Origin of the sequence: Bradyrhizobium arachidis (genome assembly GCF_015291705.1) — a bacterium.
Lineage (GTDB): Bacteria > Pseudomonadota > Alphaproteobacteria > Rhizobiales > Xanthobacteraceae > Bradyrhizobium > Bradyrhizobium arachidis.
Genome location: NZ_CP030050.1, coordinates 8,620,349 through 8,637,455, shown reverse-complemented (window position 1 = coordinate 8,637,455; position 17,107 = coordinate 8,620,349). Strand labels below are relative to the sequence as shown.

At 64.9% G+C, this 17,107-nt stretch carries 16 protein-coding genes; 7 read left to right on the top strand and 9 right to left on the bottom strand.

The window, feature by feature from the left end:
- Position 1: 1 nt before the first annotated feature.
- The 3 genes from WN72_RS40735 (at position 2) to WN72_RS40725 (ending at position 2,158) form a co-directional block, all read left to right on the top strand.
- Positions 2-604 carry a LemA family protein gene (locus WN72_RS40735; protein WP_027563818.1) on the top strand — a complete coding sequence of 201 codons (603 nt, stop codon included), beginning with the start codon at positions 2-4 and terminating at the stop codon, positions 602-604.
- Between the two features lie 165 nt (positions 605-769).
- The gene (locus tag WN72_RS40730) at positions 770-1,657 is read left to right on the top strand and encodes a TPM domain-containing protein (RefSeq protein ID WP_027563819.1); all 888 of its coding nucleotides are present in this window, start codon (positions 770-772) and stop codon (positions 1,655-1,657) included.
- A 3-nt stretch (positions 1,658-1,660) separates the two neighbouring features.
- The gene (locus WN72_RS40725; protein WP_027563820.1) at positions 1,661-2,158 is read left to right on the top strand and encodes a TPM domain-containing protein; all 498 of its coding nucleotides are present in this window, start codon (positions 1,661-1,663) and stop codon (positions 2,156-2,158) included.
- Positions 2,159-2,289: 131 nt separating this feature from the next.
- Here the strand turns inward: WN72_RS40725 and WN72_RS40720 are convergent, their stop codons facing one another.
- Both WN72_RS40720 and WN72_RS40715 read right to left on the bottom strand, forming a co-directional pair.
- A complete protein-coding gene (locus tag WN72_RS40720; protein ID WP_092215042.1) occupies positions 2,290-3,102 on the bottom strand; it encodes an MBL fold metallo-hydrolase in 813 nt (270 codons plus the stop codon).
- Positions 3,099-3,470 carry a Crp/Fnr family transcriptional regulator gene (locus tag WN72_RS40715; protein ID WP_027563822.1) on the bottom strand — a complete coding sequence of 124 codons (372 nt, stop codon included), beginning with the start codon at positions 3,468-3,470 and terminating at the stop codon, positions 3,099-3,101. The genes WN72_RS40720 and WN72_RS40715 overlap by 4 nt, the downstream gene beginning before the upstream one ends.
- A 279-nt stretch (positions 3,471-3,749) precedes the next feature.
- Between WN72_RS40715 and WN72_RS40710 the strand changes: the two genes are divergently transcribed.
- The 3 genes from WN72_RS40710 to WN72_RS40700 all read left to right on the top strand — a co-directional run bounded on the left by WN72_RS40710 (position 3,750) and on the right by WN72_RS40700 (position 6,560).
- Entirely contained in the window at positions 3,750-4,748 is a 999-nt protein-coding gene (locus WN72_RS40710; protein ID WP_167380770.1) for a hypothetical protein, read from the top strand.
- 94 nt (positions 4,749-4,842) lie between these two features.
- Positions 4,843-6,378: a hypothetical protein gene (locus tag WN72_RS40705; RefSeq protein WP_092215039.1), complete on the top strand. Its 1,536-nt coding sequence runs from the start codon at positions 4,843-4,845 to the stop codon at positions 6,376-6,378.
- Positions 6,379-6,395: 17 nt separating this feature from the next.
- Positions 6,396-6,560: a hypothetical protein gene (locus tag WN72_RS40700; RefSeq protein ID WP_167336556.1), complete on the top strand. Its 165-nt coding sequence runs from the start codon at positions 6,396-6,398 to the stop codon at positions 6,558-6,560.
- A gap of 197 nt (positions 6,561-6,757) precedes the next feature.
- Here WN72_RS40700 and WN72_RS40695 read toward each other — a convergent pair whose 3' ends face one another.
- The 3 genes from WN72_RS40695 to putA all read right to left on the bottom strand — a co-directional run bounded on the left by WN72_RS40695 (position 6,758) and on the right by putA (position 12,023).
- On the bottom strand, positions 6,758-7,405 hold the full coding sequence (locus WN72_RS40695; RefSeq protein ID WP_027563825.1) for a glutathione S-transferase family protein: 648 nt from the start codon (positions 7,403-7,405) through the stop codon (positions 6,758-6,760).
- A gap of 156 nt (positions 7,406-7,561) precedes the next feature.
- Positions 7,562-8,767 (bottom strand): CaiB/BaiF CoA transferase family protein, encoded by a 1,206-nt coding sequence (locus WN72_RS40690; protein WP_027563826.1) that lies wholly within the window; start codon positions 8,765-8,767, stop codon positions 7,562-7,564.
- A 256-nt stretch (positions 8,768-9,023) separates the two neighbouring features.
- On the bottom strand, positions 9,024-12,023 hold the full coding sequence (gene putA / locus WN72_RS40685; protein WP_092215037.1) for a bifunctional proline dehydrogenase/L-glutamate gamma-semialdehyde dehydrogenase PutA: 3,000 nt from the start codon (positions 12,021-12,023) through the stop codon (positions 9,024-9,026).
- Between the two features lie 114 nt (positions 12,024-12,137).
- Here putA and WN72_RS40680 point away from each other — a divergent pair, with 114 nt between their 5' ends.
- Positions 12,138-12,599, top strand: a complete 462-nt coding sequence (locus WN72_RS40680; protein WP_027563828.1) for an Lrp/AsnC ligand binding domain-containing protein — start codon at positions 12,138-12,140, stop codon at positions 12,597-12,599.
- Positions 12,600-12,770: 171 nt separating this feature from the next.
- Here WN72_RS40680 and WN72_RS40675 read toward each other — a convergent pair whose 3' ends face one another.
- The 4 genes from WN72_RS40675 to WN72_RS40660 form a co-directional block, all read right to left on the bottom strand.
- Positions 12,771-12,971: a cold-shock protein gene (locus WN72_RS40675; RefSeq protein WP_008563500.1), complete on the bottom strand. Its 201-nt coding sequence runs from the start codon at positions 12,969-12,971 to the stop codon at positions 12,771-12,773.
- A 208-nt stretch (positions 12,972-13,179) separates the two neighbouring features.
- Positions 13,180-13,488, bottom strand: coding sequence for a SorB family sulfite dehydrogenase c-type cytochrome subunit (sorB, locus tag WN72_RS40670; protein WP_167380750.1), 309 nt, complete (start codon positions 13,486-13,488; stop codon positions 13,180-13,182).
- Between the two features lie 11 nt (positions 13,489-13,499).
- A complete protein-coding gene (gene sorA / locus WN72_RS40665) occupies positions 13,500-14,699 on the bottom strand; it encodes a SorA family sulfite dehydrogenase catalytic subunit (RefSeq protein ID WP_092215032.1) in 1,200 nt (399 codons plus the stop codon).
- 350 nt (positions 14,700-15,049) lie between these two features.
- Positions 15,050-16,777 (bottom strand): adenylate/guanylate cyclase domain-containing protein, encoded by a 1,728-nt coding sequence (locus WN72_RS40660; protein ID WP_092215030.1) that lies wholly within the window; start codon positions 16,775-16,777, stop codon positions 15,050-15,052.
- Positions 16,778-17,107 lie beyond the last annotated feature (330 nt).

Here is a 17,107-nt window from a genome sequence, read left to right as displayed (position 1 = left end):
CATGCGCAAGATCCTCACCGTACTGGCGGCGCTGGCCTCGCTGAGCCTGACGAACTGCGGCTACAACGCGATCCAGACCGAGGACGAGCAGATCAAGGGCAACTGGTCCGAGGTCGTGAACCAGTATCAGCGCCGCGCCGATCTCGTGCCCAACCTCGTCAACTCGGTGAAGGGCTTTGCGCAGCAGGAGAAGGACGTGCTGCTCGGCGTCACCAACGCGCGCGCCAAGGTCGGCAGCATCCAGGCGACGCCGGAGGTGCTGAACGATCCCGCCGCCTTCCAGAAATTCCAGGCCGCCCAGGGCGAGCTCTCCAGCGCGCTGTCGCGGCTGCTGGTCGTCACCGAGAACTATCCGCAGCTCAAGTCGGATGCGCTGTTTAGGGATTTGATGTCGCAGCTCGAGGGCACCGAGAACCGCATCACGGTCGCCCGCAACCGCTACATCAAGGCGGTGCAGGATTATAACGTCACCATCCGCTCGTTCCCGACCAACTTCACCGCGATGGCGTTCGGCTACAAGGAGAAGCCGAATTTCTCGGTCGAGAACGAGAAGGAGATCTCGACCGCGCCGAAGGTGGATTTCAACCCGGCGCCGTCGAAGTAGCCGCGTTCGGCACAGATGCGCGCCCCACTCACCACTGTCATTCCCCGCGAAGGCGGGGAATCCAGTACGCCGCGGCCCCTCCGCATCTCGCCGGCGTCTCTGGAATACTGGATCGCCCGGTCAAGCCGGGCGATGACAGCGAGGGTGTGGCGGGCTTGTTCGAGCATGCTCTCGCGGATTGCCCTCGCCGTCGCGCTGGCTCTCACCTTTGCCTTCGCTGCTGCGGCCGACGTCGCCGTCCCCCAGCTCACCGGCCGTGTGATCGACCAGACCGGGTCCTTGTCGGGCAGCGACATCGCCACGCTCACGCAAAAGCTGCGCGATTTCGAGACGCGCAAGGGTAGCCAGATCGCCGTCCTGATCGTGCCGACGACGCAGCCGGAGACGATCGAGCAATTCTCGATCCGCGTCGCGGACGCCTGGAAGATCGGCCGCAAGAAGGTCGACGATGGCGCGATCCTGATCGTCGCCAAGAACGACCGGCACTTGCGCATCGAGGTCGGCTACGGCCTCGAAGGCGCGCTCACCGACGTCACCTCGCGGCGCATCATCGACGAGATCATCACCCCGAAATTCAGAACGGGCGATTTTGGCGGCGGTATCTCGGACGGTGTCGATCGCATGATCCGCGTCATCGATGGCGAGCCGCTGCCGGTTCCCTCACCAAGCGTGAATTTCGGCAATCTCGACGATCTCGGACCGCTCTTCATCGTGACGCTGTTCGCCTCGATCGGGGTGGGCGGGTTCTTTCGCGCCATGCTGGGGCGGCTGGCCGGATCATTGGTGACCGGCGGCATCATCGCCGCGCTTGCCTGGTTCATTCTCGGCTCTTTCGCACTCGCCATGGCCCTCGGTGTCGTCGGCTTCATCATCGGGTTCATCGCCGACCTGTTCTCGGCGATGGCGCCAAGCACGCGATCGTCGCGTGGCGGCTCCTGGTCGAGCGGCAGCGCGGGAGGCGGCTGGAGCAGCGGCTCGTCGAGTAGCGACAGCGGCAGCTTCAGCGGCGGTGGCGGCAGCTTTGGCGGCGGCGGCGCCTCGGGGAGCTGGTAGGTCATGAGCATCAAGCGCATTGCCAGACACCTGGTGCAGCATCATTGGCGGGCAAAGCAGGTCTTTCCGCAAGCCGTGCTCGATCGCATCGAGCAGGCGATCAGGAGCAGCGAGGCCACCCATTCCGGCCAGGTCCGCTTCGTGGTCGAAGGCGCGCTCGACGGCCGTCCGCTGTTCCGCGACCAGCCAGCCCGCGAGCGTGCGCTCGACGTGTTCTCGCATCTGCGGATCTGGGACACCGCGCATAACAACGGCGTGCTGATCTACCTGCTGCTCGCCGACCGCGATGTCGAGATCATCGCCGATCGCGGCATCGACGCGAAGGTGGGTGCCGAGGGCTGGGAGACGATTTGTCGCGCGATGGAGGCGGAGTTCGCCGCGGGCCGGTTCGAGCCAGGCGTGATCGGCGGCATCGCCGCGGTGTCGCGCGAGCTGGCCAGGCACTTCCCACCGGGCGGACCGCATCCGAACGAGTTGCCGGATGCGCCCGTGGTGATGTGAGGGGGACGATAGTCCACACTCCGTCATTGCGAGGAGCCCGTGCGACGAACCAATCCAGACTGCCACCGCAGAGACATTCTGGATTGCTTCGCTACGCTCGCAATGACGGGGGTGGCAGAAGCGCCCGCCACCTAATCATCCAGTTTGTTCAGATCCCGCACCGACTGCATGATCGGCTCGAAGTTCGAGCGCGCGTCCAGCGCGTCGAACAATTGCGCGGTGTCTTCCAGGAGGCCATGCGAGCGCGCGATCGCGATGCGGACATCGTCCTGCGGCGTATCCGACAGCCGCCCGTGTCCCGACAGCAGGATCTTCGAATCCAGTCCCTTCAGCCGCTCCAGCGACTGGATATAGTCGGCGATGCTGCCGGAGCCGAACACGCCGCCCATCACCCCGCCCGGCATCAAGGTGTCGGCGGCGAACAACAGGCCCTTGTCCTGGTCGTACAGCGTGATGCAGGCCGAGGTGTGGCCCGGCGTGTGCATCACGTTGAGGCGGAAATTGCCGAGGTCGATCAGATTGCCTTCCTCGAGCCAGATGTCGACATTGATCGGCACGTTCGGCTCGTTGAACATCTTGCGCAGCATCGAGAAGTCGTCGCGCAGCATGATCTTGTTGGCGGCGAGCCGATGCGCAGCGATGAAGGTGCGACGCTCGTTGAAGTGCCAGGCAGCGCCGATATGGTCGAGATGCTCGTGGCTCAGCACGACCATATCGATTGTCTCCGGAGGACATCCGGCGAAGTTCAGGCACTCCACCATCGACGGATAGTTCGAGGACAGGCCGACATCGATCAAAATGGTACGCGCCGAGCCGCGCACCAGATAGGCATTGGCGGCGCGATTGGCGAAGCGGATCTGGTAGACGTCGTCGGCGGCCTGGATCAGCGAGCAGGTGTCGTTCTTCATCAGGACCGGGAAGGCGGTCGGCTCGCGATCGCTCATGATTGCGCCGCCCGGTAGGTGACCGCGTTGGAGGCGCGCAGACGTTTTGAGAGCGCATCCATCACCATCAGCGCGAACGCCGGCTGCTGGCTGACGAGATAGACGAAGCGGGCGTGATTGATCCGCATCACCCTGGTGTTCGGCGCCGCCGCGATCGCGGTCGCCGAGCGTGCCGAGCCGTCGATCACGGCCATCTCGCCGAAGAACTCGCCCTTGCCGAGCTTGACGATGGTGGTCTTGCTGGCGCCGTTCATCTTGGCGATCTCGACCTCGCCGTCGAGGACGACGAACAGCTCGCGGCCGGTCGAGCCTTCCTCGAAAATGACGTCATCGACACCAAACGCGTTGATGCATTTCTCGATCGTCATGGCACCCCCAAACGCCTTCTGGCTGACGGGACCGCCCATGTTAGCCAGAGGCCGATGACGGGCAAGCAGCCCTTCGGCTAAGGCGAGCGTCTGCCGCAGGGCAGCATCGGCTGACGATTTGTTGCACGCCGCCACGCCGGTTCCATTTTCCCGACCCAATTCGGCCCCGGATGAGTTCCTAAAATTTCGGTAAGCGGGTCCGGAGGTAAGGATTTCGCAAGCAATGAAAGTTACCAAAAGGTCAATCCAGACTGGAGTATTTGAGCCGTGAGCGAACCAATGCCCGAGCAGGCTGCCCAGGAGACCGGCGAACAGACGAACGTCGTCGAAGCCGCCGCGACCGTGCCGCAGGCCGTCGAGGCTGCCGCCAGCATCGAGGCCCCCTCGATTGCCCCCGACCATGAGGCGCCGCCGAAGCCCGATCCGGTGAAGGCGGATGCCCCCAGGATCGAACCGCCCCGGATCGAGGTCCCGAAGTTCGAAGCCAAGGTTGAGCCGAAAGCCGAGGCAAAGCCTGAGCCGAAGCCCGGCAAGCTGATCGTGATGGCGCCCTCGGACCGCTCCTGGGAGCGCGAGGAGTTTGCCCCTCATGTGAAGCCGGAAGCGCCGCGCGAGACCGGCGACAAGCGTCGCCTGTCGGCGATGGCCGCGGTGGTCGCGATCGCCGCCGGCGTCGGCGCCATCAGCGGCGCGCTTGCGACCGCCGGCATGATGCATTTCGCAGCCCCGGCCGCCGCGCCGGCGCAGGTCGCCGACACCAGCGCGCTGGAATCCTCGGTCGCCCGGATCGATGCCGATCTCGTCGCCCTCAGGGCGAATGTCGAGCACACCTCCAAGACCGGCCTCAGCCAGTTCAACCGGGCCAATGACCGGCTCGACAAGCTGGAGAAGGCGCAGGCCGAGCCGATGGCGAAGCTCGCAAAGCTGTCCGAGACCGTCGACAAGCTCCGCGCGACGCCGCCCGCCGCGCCCGCACAGGCTGCGGCTGCGCCCGCCAAGGAAACCACCGGCTCGATCGTGCCGACCCAGGTTGCGGCCGCCGCCGGACCGGCTCCCGCGCCCGCCACGCCCAAGACCGAGGTCGGCCGCATGCCGACGCTCGAAGGCTGGAGGCTGCGCGACGTCGCCAATGGCGGCGCACTGATCGAGGGCCGCGACGGCCTCTATGAGGTCTATGCCGGCGACCCCATTCCCGGCGTGGGCCGGGTCGATGCGATCCGTCGCCAGGACGGCCGCTGGGTGGTCGTCACCAGCAAGGGCCTGATCGTCGCGCGCTGAGCACGCCGATATCTTGTTTTCAAAGAGGCGCTTCACCACCGTGTGAAGCGCCTTTTTGCTTGAATAGGCGTCCCCGCGCGGTGTTACCTCAGGCATGAGCCGCGCGTTGCGAATTCTGGTTGTTGTTGCCGCATTGGTCGGCGGCGCCGTTCCGCTTTTCGCGGCGGGAACTACATCGCTGACGCGTGGCACGGCGATCACCGATCCTGATCTGCTGAAAAAGCTCGACCAGAGCGACGTGCTGACGATCTCGCGGCTGCTCTGGCCGGAGCGGAACGCGAACTTTCTGCTGACGACCGAGCAGATGTTTTCGCAGCTGTCGCAGCTCGAGCAAATTCCACCCGCGATCGACGCGGAGCTCGAGCGCTACGTCGCGCAGCAGAAGGCGGCCTTTCCGAGCGAGACCATCGGCGTCGGCGAAGGCTTTGACGTCCAGCTGTTCGACCGGGCCAATCTGAAGTCGCCCGACACGCGTTTCGTGCTGGCCGGCATCGTCAACCGCATGGACCGCGCCTATGTCTCGGAACAATCCTGCGGCGAGATCCGGCTGATCTATCGTCTTGCGCGGTTCGACAACAAGCCGGACGGCGGCAAGACCGCAACGCGTCTGCCGATGACGTTCAATCTGGTGCTGAAGGCGAGGGACCCGCGCCAGGCGGATGCGAGCGGCAACCCGGTGACCTGTGCCGAGGTCGCGCTGCGCTGGCTCGACAATGGCGACTGGCAGGGGCTGATCGGCGGCGGCGTTCATCCTTCCGACGCGATGCTCGACCGCATCGAGACCAACATCCAGGTCTCCGTCGCGCCGAAATCGGCACTGCACGATTTCCGCTCCGACTATCTGCTCAAGGTGTTCAAGTACGATGCCGCGACGAAGACGTTCGAGGAATCGACGCTGGAGAACCAGATCGACCGCGACCGCATCCTTGCAGAGGATGATCTGCGGCGCGACTTTAAAGACTGGCTGCTCGCGCCGGAGAATTTGCGCGAGTTCGATCGCGGCACCGTGCTGATCCCCGAGAAGTTTTTGGCCAAGGTCGCGGTGGTGCCGACACCGGCCGGGCTCGATGCCTCCGCGTTGCAGCCGGAATTCGGCATGATGGAAGGTGAGGGCAAGGACAATCCGGTCTTCACCGACAACGACGTGGTCGGCGCGCTGAAGCAGGCGGCCGCGCGCGGGGACCTGCAGAACATCCGCTCGGTCGCGGGCTTCCAGCGCCGTCTCAACGACGTCACCTGCGCCGGCTGCCATCAGACCCGAGGCATCGGCGGCTTCCATTTCCCGGGCGTCGACTGGCTCGCGGACAAGCCGTCCAATTCCACCATTGTGCCGGCCTCGCCGCATTTTGTCGGTGACCAGCTCCGCCGTCGCGACATCCTGACCGCGTTCGCCGCCGGCAAACGTCCTGATTTCTCACGCGGATTTGCCAGCCGGCCGCAGACCCGCGGCAGCGGCGAGCTGGCCGGCACCGAATATCAGGACGGCTGGGGCGCGCATTGTTCCCTGCAAAATGCGGGATCGGGAGCGCGGGATGAGAGTTTTACGTCATGGAGCTGTGCTAAAGGTTTGACCTGTCAGGCTGCCGCGGCCTCGCGCCGCATCGGCATGTGCTTCATCAAGACGCGCTAAACCGATTTGGATCACCCATGACTGATACCAGCGAAGCCGACAAGGAGCGCAATCGCGAGATCGCGCGCAATGAGGAAGCCAAGCAGGTCACCGGCAGCGTCCGCGTCAGCACCTGGGCAGTTGCGGTGGTGGTGATCGTCGGCGGCATCCTGTTCACGCTCGGCTGGCTGGCGCTGAGGTAGCTGCGATAACTCTGTCGATTGGAAGCGCACGGAGCGAGCTGCGGGTCCACCTCTCCCGCTTGCGGGGAGAGGTCGGATCGCTCTTGCGATCCGGGTGAGGGGGTACGGGTCCCTCGGCGATCTCACGTGTGGAGAGAGGCCCCTCACCCTGATCCTCTCCCCGTAAGAACGGGGAGAGGGGAAAGAAAGAGCCCAGCTCACTTCGCGTAATTCGTCATCCGCCGTCCCGGCAGCAGCTCATACGCCGATTTCCAGCCGGGCAGGGCGGCCATGCGGCCGAGCCAGGCATGGATGGCGGGATGGCTCGCCGCGAAATCAAAGCCGTGCTCGTCGCTCGGATAGTGCAGATAGGCCATCATGGAGATATCGGCGACCGTCGGCTTCGCGCCGATCGCGAAGGCGTTGTGCTGGAGATGGCCGTCGAGAATGCCGAGAAAATCGTCGAGCCGCCGGCGGAAATGCTTCAGCACCTGCGGATCGTTCTTCTCGGTGAAGGCCCGCATGAAGCGATAGGTCGCCATGTAGCCGGTGAGCTTGTGGTTGTCCCAGAACAGCCATCGCAGCAGCTCGAACTTCTCGTCCTCGGTCTCGGCGCCGAAGCGGCCATATTGTTCGGCGAGCATGAGCAGCAGCGGCGCGGTCTGCGTCATCTTCACGCCGTCGATCTCGAGCACGGGAATCTCGCCCATCTCGTTGATGGCCTTGCGCCACTCCGCCGTGCGCGTGACGCCGCCGCCGAAATCGGTCCACACCGGCTCGAACGTCTCGCCACACAGCGTCAGCATCAGCGCCAGCTTGTAGCTGTTGCCGGATTCCGGGAAGTAGTGCAGGCGGTAGTTGGGCATGGGACCTCACGACGAGCGGTGTTGTCGTGAGTATATAGCGAGATCGCTCCACATCGTCATTGCGAGCGCAGCGAAGCAATCCAGCAATGCATCCGCGGAAAGACTCTGGATTGCTTCGTTGCGCTCGCAATGACGGAGTTTGCGGAGACGATGGGGCTAACCCACCGCCCCCGAACCTCGCAGCTCTTTGATCGCCTGCTCGTCGTATCCCGCCCCGCGCAAAATCTCGTCACTGTGCTCGCCGACGGCTGGCGGCTTGCGCGGCTGGACCTTCTTGGCGCCGTCGATCCATATCGGGCTGGAGATGGTGAGCATGGTGTCGTTCTCGAACGGCACCAGCACCTCGTTGTCGAGCATCTGCTTGTCGTTGGGGATGTCATCGAGAATGCCGACGATGCCGAACACGAGCCCGTTGCCGTCGAGAATTTTTCGCCATTCGGCGAGATCCTTGGTGGCAAAGGTCTCATCAAATATCTTGATCAACTCCACCGAGCGGGCGTGGCGGTCGGGCTTGGTGGCGAAGCGCGGATCGGTGATGAGGTCTTCGCGTCCCAGGCATTTGGCCAAGGTTGGAAACTGCCTCTCCTCGCTCAGCAGCGACAGGATCAGCCAGCGGCCGTCCTTGCATTGATAGTGATTGGCGACCGCGTTGAGCGCTCGCTCGCGTGGCCGTCGCTCGGCGAATTTGGCGCCGCTCAGCTTTGCCTGTGCCAGCACGCTCGCCGCCCAAATGCCGTTTGCCATCAGATTGGAGGCGACATGCGAGCCCTTGCCGGTCTTCTCGCGCTGATAGAGCGCCGTGACGATCGCGCTGTAGAGCGCCATGGCGCAGGGGTGGTCGCCCATGCCGGCGACCGAGCGCGCCGGAGTGGTCTCAGTGTCGGCGCGGACGAGGTCCATCAGGCCGGAGCGCGCCCAATAAGCGTTGCTGTCGAAGCCGGGCTTGTTGGCCTCTTCGCCCTTTTCGCCATAGCCGGTGAAGGAGGCGTAGATCAGCCGGTCGTTGAGATGGGCGAGATGGTCATAGGTGATGCCGAGCTTGGCGCGCACCGGCGGCGGCATGTTGGTGATGAAGACGTCGGCCTCCTCCACCAGCTTGTAGAGCACGGCCTGCGCTTCGGGCTTGGAAAGGTCGAGTGCGATGCTCTTCTTGTTGCGGGCCTCCAGCAGCCAGGCGTAATTGTGCTCGCTGCTTGGATAGCCCGGAATGTTGGGCAGATTGCGATAGGGGTCGCCGGCGCCGGGCGGCTCGATCTTGATGACGTCGGCGCCGAAATCCGACAGCACGGTCGCGGCCGCGGGCGCTGCGATGAAGCTCGCGCAGTCCAGAACCTTCAGGCCCGCAAAAATGCCCTTTTCCATCGCGGCGTTGCTCCCTCGTTCTTGTCGTTTCCCGCGCGCTGGAATTGGCGCGGGCGGATCATGGGAGCATTAGACCGATGTTTCGCCGGGATGCAACGGCGCCAGGCGCAGGGCTTGCTGTGTCCAGCGCGCGTCCGCCACCGACCCGAAACGATCTCCGTCACCCTGAGGTGGCCGCTTCTTCAGCGGCCCTCGCACCTCAGGATGACGGAGCTGCGATTGCGCGCCGATGCGAGCCGTGAATTCAGAAGCGTCCTCACTCCTCCCCCGCGAGCAGCGCCGCATTGCCGCCCGCTGCCGCGGTGTTGATCGTTACGGTCTGCTCGGTCGCAAACCGCGCGAGATAGTGCGGGCCGCCGGCCTTGGGGCCGGTTCCGGACAGGCCATTGCCGCCGAACGGCTGCACGCCGACCACGGCGCCGATCATGTTGCGGTTGACGTAGATGTTGCCGACCTGGACGCGGTCGATGATCGCCTCGATGGTGTCGTCGATGCGCGAGTGGACGCCGAGCGTCAGCCCGTAACCGGTGCGCGCGATCGCCTGCAGCACGCGCTCGAGGTTCTCGGCGCGGTAGCGCACGACATGGAGGATCGGGCCGAACACCTCCTCTTTGAGCTGGCCGGCGTCCTTGAGCTCGAAGATGTGCGGCGCGACGAAGCAGCCTTCGGGCGCCTTGCCGGCAAAGTGCAACTTCGCCTCGCTCTTCATCCGCGCGACGTGCGCATCGAGCCGCTGCTTGGCCTCAAGGTCGATCACCGGTCCGACATGGGTCGCGACATCTGCGGGATCTCCGATCCTCAATTCACGCGCAGCGCCCGCGATCATCTCGATCATGCGGTCGGCGACGTCCTCTTGCACGAACAAGAGCCGCAGCGCCGAGCAGCGCTGGCCGGCGGAACGGAACGCGGAGGTGACGACGTCGTCGGCGACCTGCTCGGGCAGCGCGGTCGCATCGGCGATCATCGCATTGATGCCGCCGGTCTCCGCGATCAGCGGCACGATCGGCCCATCCTTGGCGGCGAGCGTCCGGTTGATCGCCCGCGCGACCTCGGTCGAGCCGGTGAAGACGACGCCTGCGATGTCTTGATGCGCGGTGAGCACTGCGCCGATGCGGCCGTCGCCGGTGACGAGATGCAGTGCGCCCTTGGGAATGCCGGCCTCGTGCAGCAGGGCGACCGCCTCGCGCGCGATGCGCGGCGTCTGTTCGGCCGGCTTTGCCACCACGCAGTTGCCGGCCATCAGAGCCGCCGTGACCTGGCCGAGGAAAATCGCCAGCGGAAAATTCCACGGCGAGATCGCGACGAAGACGCCGCGGCCGCGCATCGCGAGCGCATTGCTCTCGCCGGTCGGGCCGGGCATGGCGGCATCGGCGCCGAACTGCTTGCGTCCTTGCGCGGCGTAGTAACGGCAGAAATCCGCGGCCTCGCGCAGCTCCGACAGCGCATCGTCGAGCGTCTTGCCGCCCTCGCGCTGCAGCAGCGCGATGAAATGCGCGCTGCGGCTCTCCAGGAGATGCGCGGCCTGCTCCAGCGCCGCCGCGCGCACGGCCGCCGGCGTCCGGCTCCAGGCGGCGAAGCCGGCGCGTGCCGCTGCCACCGCCGCATTGGCCTGATCAGGCGCTGCATCGGCAATCGGCTTGAGATCAGCCGCCTCGGTCTTGACGTCCGTCAGCAACTGATCGAGCGCGGCACGCTCGCCGAACTCGACGCCGCGCGAATTGCGCCGCTCCGGCGCGAACAGATCGCCCGGCAACGGAATTTTTGGATGCGCCGCCGCCTGCGGCCGGACGATGGCATCCGCCGGCCGCTGCAGCAGTGCCGGCACTGGCACGCGATAATCGGCGGCCTGCGCCACGAACGAAGAATTGGCGCCGTTCTCCAAGAGCCGCCGCACCAGATAGGCGAGCAGGTCGCGATGGCTGCCGACCGGGGCATAGGTGCGGTAGGCGATATCAGGGTGATCCTTGGCGAGCTGCTCGTAGAGCGCTTCGCCCATGCCATGCAGGCGCTGGAATTCGAAGCCGCCGCTGCCATGCGCAAGCTCCAGCACGGTCGCGACCGTCAGTGCGTTGTGGGTCGCAAATTGCGGGAAGATGCGCGGCCGCAAAGCCAGCATCTTGGCGGCGCAGGCGACGTAGTTCAGATCCGTCATCGCCTTACGGGTGAACACGGGATAGCCGTCGAGCCCACGCTCCTGCGCGCGCTTGATCTCAGTGTCCCAATAGGCGCCCTTGACGAGGCGCACCATCAGCTTGCGGTCATGCGCGCGTGCGAGTTCGTCGACATAGTCGATCACGGCGCTGGCGCGCTTCTGATAGGCCTGGATCGCGAGGCCGAAGCCGTCCCAGCCTTTGAGCGAGGGATCGGCGAGCGTGGCCGCGATCACGTCGAGCGACAACTCCAGCCGGTCGGCCTCCTCGGCATCGACGGTGAAGTTGAGGTCGTGGGCCTTGGCGCGCTGCGCGAGATCCAGCAGCAGCGGCACCAGTTCGCGCATCACGCGGTCCCGGCTGATCGCCTCAAACCGCGGATGCAGCGCCGAGAGTTTTACCGAGATGCCGGGCCGGTCGGGCAGGGGACGATCACCGGCCGCCTTGCCGATGGTTTCGATCGCACTGGCATAGGCGTCGAAATAGCGCTTCGCATCCGCCGCCGTGCGGGCGCCTTCGCCGAGCATGTCGAAGGAGTAGCGCGGCTTCTGGCCGGAGCGCGGCTTACCCCGTTCCAGCGCCTGCTCGATGGTCTCGCCCAGCACGAAATGATTGCCCATCAGCCGCATCGCCTGGCGCGTCGCGGTGCGCACCGCCGGCGCGCCGAGCCGCTTCACGAGGCGGCCGATGGTGCCGTCGGGCGTCTCTCCGGGCTGGATCACCCGCGCCGACAGGCCGAGCGCCCAAGCCGAGGCGTTGACCAGGAACGCCGTAGACTTGGTCTCGTGGTGGATGAAGTCGCCCTCGCCGAGCTTGTCCTCGATGAACTGGTCGGCGGTGCGCGCATCGGGCACGCGCAGCAGCGCCTCGGCCAGCACCATCAGCGCCAGCCCCTCCTTGGTCGAGAGCGCGAACTCCCGCAGCATGTCCTCGACGCCGCCGAGCCGGTCGTCGCGCTTGCGGATCGCCTCGATCAGCCGGGTCGCAGTGCGGTCGATGCGCGCCTCCTGCGGCGGGCTCAGATGCGACGCGGGCAGGAGCTTTGCTGCGATCTCGGCATCATCAGGGGCGTAAGGCGCGGTGAAGGGCGGCGGGATGTCTGGCATGGCGTGTCCTGTGGCTCAAACTCAGAATAAGGCCCGCGTGACCGTAGCTCGATAGACAATTTAATCATTTTGCCTTAGAAAATGAAGATCGATGATAAGATAGCCGCGGAAAATATGGAACTCGATCGAATCGACCGGAAAATCCTCTCTGTTTTGCAGCAGGATGGGCGAATCGCCAATGTCGAGCTGGCCGAGCGCATCGGCCTGTCGCCGACCTCGATCGGCGAACGGCTGAAGCGGTTGCAACGTGAGGGCTTTATCGAGGGCTATGGCGCGCGGCTCAATCCGCACCGGCTGGGCCTTGGCCTGCTGGTGTTCGTCGAGGTGCTGCTCGACAAGACCACGCCCGACAATTTCGAGCGCTTCGCGCGCGCGGTGAAACTCGCGCCTGAAGTGCTGGAGTGTCACATGGTTGCAGGCGGCTTCGACTATCTAGTGAAGGCGCGGCTTGCGGACATGACCGCCTATCGACGTTTCCTCGGCGAGACCCTGCTGTCGATGCCGGGCGTGCGCGAGACGCGAACCTATGCGGTGATGGAGGAGATCAAGCGCGACGCACCGTTGCCGGTAGAGTAACGAAGTGCGGTCGCGATTGTCATTGCTGTGGCGTTGAGGATGCGGTTTTCGCGGGAAAAATAGCTCTCCGTGTGCAGTCGCAACGCCTGTCGTCGAATGCACTGGCCGTCTTCTGAAATTTTCTTGGCCCCGCTCCCGGATCGATCCGGGAGGCAGCAAAGGCTGGCGGGCTTATACTTTGAGGTTCTCTGCGGAGGTCTTGCCCCGGTTTGCGATCTCTTCGTATTCAACCGTCTGTCCCTCGTTGAGGGTGGACAGGCCGGCTTTCTGCACTGCCGAGATATGCACGAACACATCCTTGCCCCCCGACGCAGGCTGGATAAATCCATAACCCTTCGTCGGGTTGAACCACTTGACCGTACCTTTAGCCATCACGACTTCTCCGCGGGTCTTCCTCCGAGATCGCGAACCGCCAGTCCCCGCCAACCGGCCGGTTCGGTCCTAACAGGATACGCGGATTGTGGCGGGCTTGGTAGCTCAAACCACATCAGCATTTCGCCGAATTCCGCTCAACTTCGCGGCGTTTTTGCCGGTTTTGCCCGTTTGGCGGTCAAATGGCCCGCACCCCGCGTGCCGTCCGTCAATAAGTCGCGGCCAGATAATCGACGATCTTGCCGACATCGGCATCGTCGATCGGTGCGCCATAGACCTTGATCATCTTGGTCACCTCGGCCTGCCAGAAGCCCTTCTTGTCCTTCATCGGCGGCTGTGTGGCGACGTAGTCGGACGAGTGGCAGGCGGTGCAATTGCCCTGCACGACCTCCAGATTGGGCCCGGGCTTGAACGCGGCGACCTCGTCGGGGGTCTTGTAATTGACCGGCGCCGCGGTCACGGCGCTGATGCCGGCGGCGAGGGCGAGCGAGGCGGCGAAGAGAACGGTGCGCTGCATGATCATTCTCCTCAGGCGACGGTGACGCGCGTGGTTTCGACGACATTGCGCAGATAACCCGCGGGGTTCCAGCGCGGCGTATCCGGCTGGGTCTCGCCGCCATTGCCGGTTGCGCGCACCTTGAGCTCGACCTGGCCGGCCGCAAGCTTCACCGGCAGCTTCCATTCACGGAATGCGTATTTGCCGAGATCCTTGCCGAGCTTGGCGCTCGCCCAGGTCTTGCCGCCGTCGGTGGAGACCTGGACCTCCTTGATGCCCTTGCCGCCGTCGAAGGCGATGCCGCGCAGTGTCGTGCGTCCCGCCTTCAGCTTGGCGCCATCGGGCACGCTGGTGATGAAGGAGCGGATGGTGAAGCGGTTGATCGGGATCGTCGCCTTCGGCGCGGTGCCCGGCTCGATCGCGTTGTTCGGCGTATCGGGAATGCGATAGGCCGACTTCATCCAGAAGCCGTCATAGACGTTGTCGATGACGGTGATCTCGTTGAGGTGCTTGACCCAGTAGGTGCCGTAATAGCCGGGCACGACCAGGCGCAGCGGGAAGCCGTTGAGGAACGGCAGGTCCTCGCCGTTCATGCCATAGGCCAGCATCACCTCGCCGTCGCTGGCGTGGTCGATGTCGAGCGCCTTGATGAAATCGGGCGTCTTGTCGCTGACCGGGCCGTCCATGCCGTTGAACGTGACCTGCTTGGCGCCGGCCTGCACGCCGGCCATCTCCAGCACGGTCTTGAGCGGCACGCCGCGCCAGCGCGCGCAACCCATCGCGCCGTTGGCGAGCTGGCCACCGGCGACGCGCGGCTCGGAAAAGCCGCGGCTGTTGCCGGAGCACTGGTTGACGGCGACGATCTCGGTCGCCTTCATCTTCCTGATGTCCTGGAGCGACAGCTTGAGCGGCTTGTCGACCTTGCCCTTGACCTCAAGCGTGAACTTGTCGGGGTCGAGATTGTAGGGCAGGTCGGAGAGGTGATAGCGCACGAAGAACGCGTTGTTCGGCGTGATCGGGCCGTCGTTGAAGACAGCGAACGGCGTCTCGAGCTGCGGCGGCCGGCTGGTCAGACCGATCATCGGCCGCTTCTGTGGATATTTCACCAGCGGCCGTTCGCCATTGGTGAAGGGCAGCGTGACGGTGTCGAGGGCCAGCGCCTTGGTGGAATTCAGTGTGGCCGCGATAGCGGCAAGTCCCGCTCCTTTGAGCAGGTCGCGTCGATCGAACATGGTGTCTCCTCCCGGAGCTTTTCGTTGGACAGCGGTCATCACCGCGATCCCGCGCTCATCTGTCGCAACGATTTGAATGAAGTCAATTCGTGCTTTCGCAGCAAGCCCATGCCGCTGCGTTGCAGCAAGCCGGTGTTACGTCTGTAACGAGATTGAGCCTGGCTGTAGCGGCGACGATGGTGCGCTCCCTCGCCCCGTTCTTACGGGGAGAGGGTTGGGGTGAGGGGCCTCTCTCCGCACGTGAGGTCGTCGTGAGACCTGTACCCCCTCACCCGGATCGCACCGGACGATGCTTCGCATCGCCGAGGCGATCCGACCTCTCCCCGCAAGCGGGGAGAGGTGAAGAAGAATCAGGCCGCCACGCGCTCGCCGCGATCGACCAGCGCCGCAAGCTCCCTCGCATCCGCAACCACGCGCACGGCCATCGGCTCGTCGCGGCCGCGGATCGCGACTTCCTGCTGCGGCAGCGAATCGTCGCCAAGGCCGGCGGTGCGGCGGACTTCCTCGGAGACGATGGCCTCGCAGGCCAGGGTCTTGGTCATGTCCTGGAGGCGGGCGGCGACGTTGACGGCGTCGCCGAGCGCTGTGAACACGATGTGATCGCGATAGCCGATGTCGCCGATGATGACCTCGCCGCCATGAATGCCGATGCCGAAGCGGATCGGCTGGCGCAAATCATGGCTGAGGAGCTCGTTGAGCTCGTCGATGTTCGCGGCGATGCTGCTGGCCGCCTTCAGCGCCTGCCGGCAGGCGTGTTGCGGATCTGCTGACAGCCCGAACAGCGCCAGCATGCCGTCGCCGACGAACTGGTTCGGCTGGCCGCCATGCTCGATCACCGCCTGCGAGACCGCGCCGAGAAAGCGGTTGACGATGAAGACGGTGTCGAACGGCAGCCGCTTCTCGGCAAGCTGCGTCGAGCCGCGCATGTCCACGAACAGGCTGACGAGATAGCGCTCCTGGCCGATTCGCGTGGGCGTCGAGGCGTGCGCGTTGGCGGACAGAGTGTGCGGCGTGAAGAGCTGGAAGAAGGAGAGGTCGCACTCCGGCCGCAGCTGGCAGGCAAGCCGGATCGAGGGATCGGCGGTGCCGACACGGGCGAGCACGAACGCCTCGCGCTGCGACGGCTCGGGCAGGACGGCATGGTCGCCGATGATACGGATGCGGCAGGTCGAGCAGCGGGCGCGGCCGCCGCAGACGCTGGCATGCGGCACGTTGTGGCGCAGGCTCGCCTCCAGCACGGACAGGCCCTTTGGCACCCGCACCGTCTTGCCGTTGCCGTAGGACAGCGCGATCATGCCGCCGCGCCGTTCGCGCAAGGCCCGCACGCCGCGCGCCGCCAGCACCAGTCCGAGCAGGCCGACATAGCCGATGGTGAGGGTGTTGGTGATGCGGTCGAGCGTTGCGGCCTCGGCCGTCGAGCCGAGCTGGCGGCGGGTGAGATTGTGCGTGCGCCATTCGCCGTCATCGGCATCGAACATCACGCTGCGGCCGCCCTGATAGACGCCGAGCAGCGACAGCGTCGGGATCAGCACGGCGGCCGCGAGCAGATAGGGCGCCGCACGCGTGAAGAATGGTTTCAGGCGAAGCCAGAAATAGATGCCGATGCAGCCGTGGATCCAGGCGATGGTGAGCAGGATCGTCATGGTCCAGATGCGGTTCGAAGAGAAGAATAGATAGAGCTCCTGCGGATAGAGCTTCTGGTGCCCGTACAACGTCTGGCCGAGCCGCACGCCGATCACATGCGCCATGACCAGCGCCGGGATGCTCAGTCCCAGCACGAGCTGGAGCGGCTCGATGGTCTTCCAGCGGAACTGCCGGCGCTGATACAGCGCGTAGACGCCGAGCCCCATATGGGTGAGGGCGGCGCCGTAGAACACAATCGCGACGGGCAGGAATTGCCAGAATGCCGTGTGATAATAGACCCCGACCTCCATGGCATCGACCGAGATGTTGCCGAGCGCATGGTTGAGGAAATGGCTGATCACGTAAGCGAACAGGATGATGCCGCAGACCAGCCGCACCTGCCGCACGCCGGTCGCGCGGACGAGTTCGGGGATGTGGACGGGAGCGGTGGCCATGATTCGGTTGTATCAGTTCATCAATGAGAACAGCCAGCCTAGCGTTTAATTCCCGGAGTGGACAGCTCGCCCGATCACATGCGCGATAGTTGCCAAATAAGCTGCTGTCGTCCCGGACAAGCGTAGCGAAGCGGAGCGCCGATCCGGGACCCATAACCACAGGGAGCGGTCGTGTGACGGGCTGGTAATTCCGAGTCTTCGCCAAACTCCGCCCTGTGGTTATGGGTCCCGGGTCTGCGCTTCGCTTGCCCGGGACGACACCGATGTTGGGACCCCCGCATTGACTCCCCCTCCGAGGTTAGCGAAAAGCGCGGCCGTGACGATCGCTCC

Bases quoted from the DNA above. Each gene is read 5' to 3' on its own strand.
- WN72_RS40735 (WP_027563818.1), top strand. From the start codon at position 2: ATGCGCAAGATCCTCACCGTACTGGCGGCGCTGGCCTCGCTGAGCCTG.
- WN72_RS40730 (WP_027563819.1), top strand. From the start codon at position 770: ATGCTCTCGCGGATTGCCCTCGCCGTCGCGCTGGCTCTCACCTTTGCC.
- WN72_RS40725 (WP_027563820.1), top strand. From the start codon at position 1,661: ATGAGCATCAAGCGCATTGCCAGACACCTGGTGCAGCATCATTGGCGG.
- WN72_RS40720 (WP_092215042.1), bottom strand. From the start codon at position 3,102: ATGAGCGATCGCGAGCCGACCGCCTTCCCGGTCCTGATGAAGAACGAC.
- WN72_RS40715 (WP_027563822.1), bottom strand. From the start codon at position 3,470: ATGACGATCGAGAAATGCATCAACGCGTTTGGTGTCGATGACGTCATT.
- WN72_RS40710 (WP_167380770.1), top strand. From the start codon at position 3,750: ATGCCCGAGCAGGCTGCCCAGGAGACCGGCGAACAGACGAACGTCGTC.
- WN72_RS40705 (WP_092215039.1), top strand. From the start codon at position 4,843: ATGAGCCGCGCGTTGCGAATTCTGGTTGTTGTTGCCGCATTGGTCGGC.
- WN72_RS40700 (WP_167336556.1), top strand. From the start codon at position 6,396: ATGACTGATACCAGCGAAGCCGACAAGGAGCGCAATCGCGAGATCGCG.
- WN72_RS40695 (WP_027563825.1), bottom strand. From the start codon at position 7,405: ATGCCCAACTACCGCCTGCACTACTTCCCGGAATCCGGCAACAGCTAC.
- WN72_RS40690 (WP_027563826.1), bottom strand. From the start codon at position 8,767: ATGGAAAAGGGCATTTTTGCGGGCCTGAAGGTTCTGGACTGCGCGAGC.
- putA (WP_092215037.1), bottom strand. From the start codon at position 12,023: ATGCCAGACATCCCGCCGCCCTTCACCGCGCCTTACGCCCCTGATGAT.
- WN72_RS40680 (WP_027563828.1), top strand. From the start codon at position 12,138: ATGGAACTCGATCGAATCGACCGGAAAATCCTCTCTGTTTTGCAGCAG.
- WN72_RS40675 (WP_008563500.1), bottom strand. From the start codon at position 12,971: ATGGCTAAAGGTACGGTCAAGTGGTTCAACCCGACGAAGGGTTATGGA.
- sorB (WP_167380750.1), bottom strand. From the start codon at position 13,488: ATGCAGCGCACCGTTCTCTTCGCCGCCTCGCTCGCCCTCGCCGCCGGC.
- sorA (WP_092215032.1), bottom strand. From the start codon at position 14,699: ATGTTCGATCGACGCGACCTGCTCAAAGGAGCGGGACTTGCCGCTATC.
- WN72_RS40660 (WP_092215030.1), bottom strand. From the start codon at position 16,777: ATGGCCACCGCTCCCGTCCACATCCCCGAACTCGTCCGCGCGACCGGC.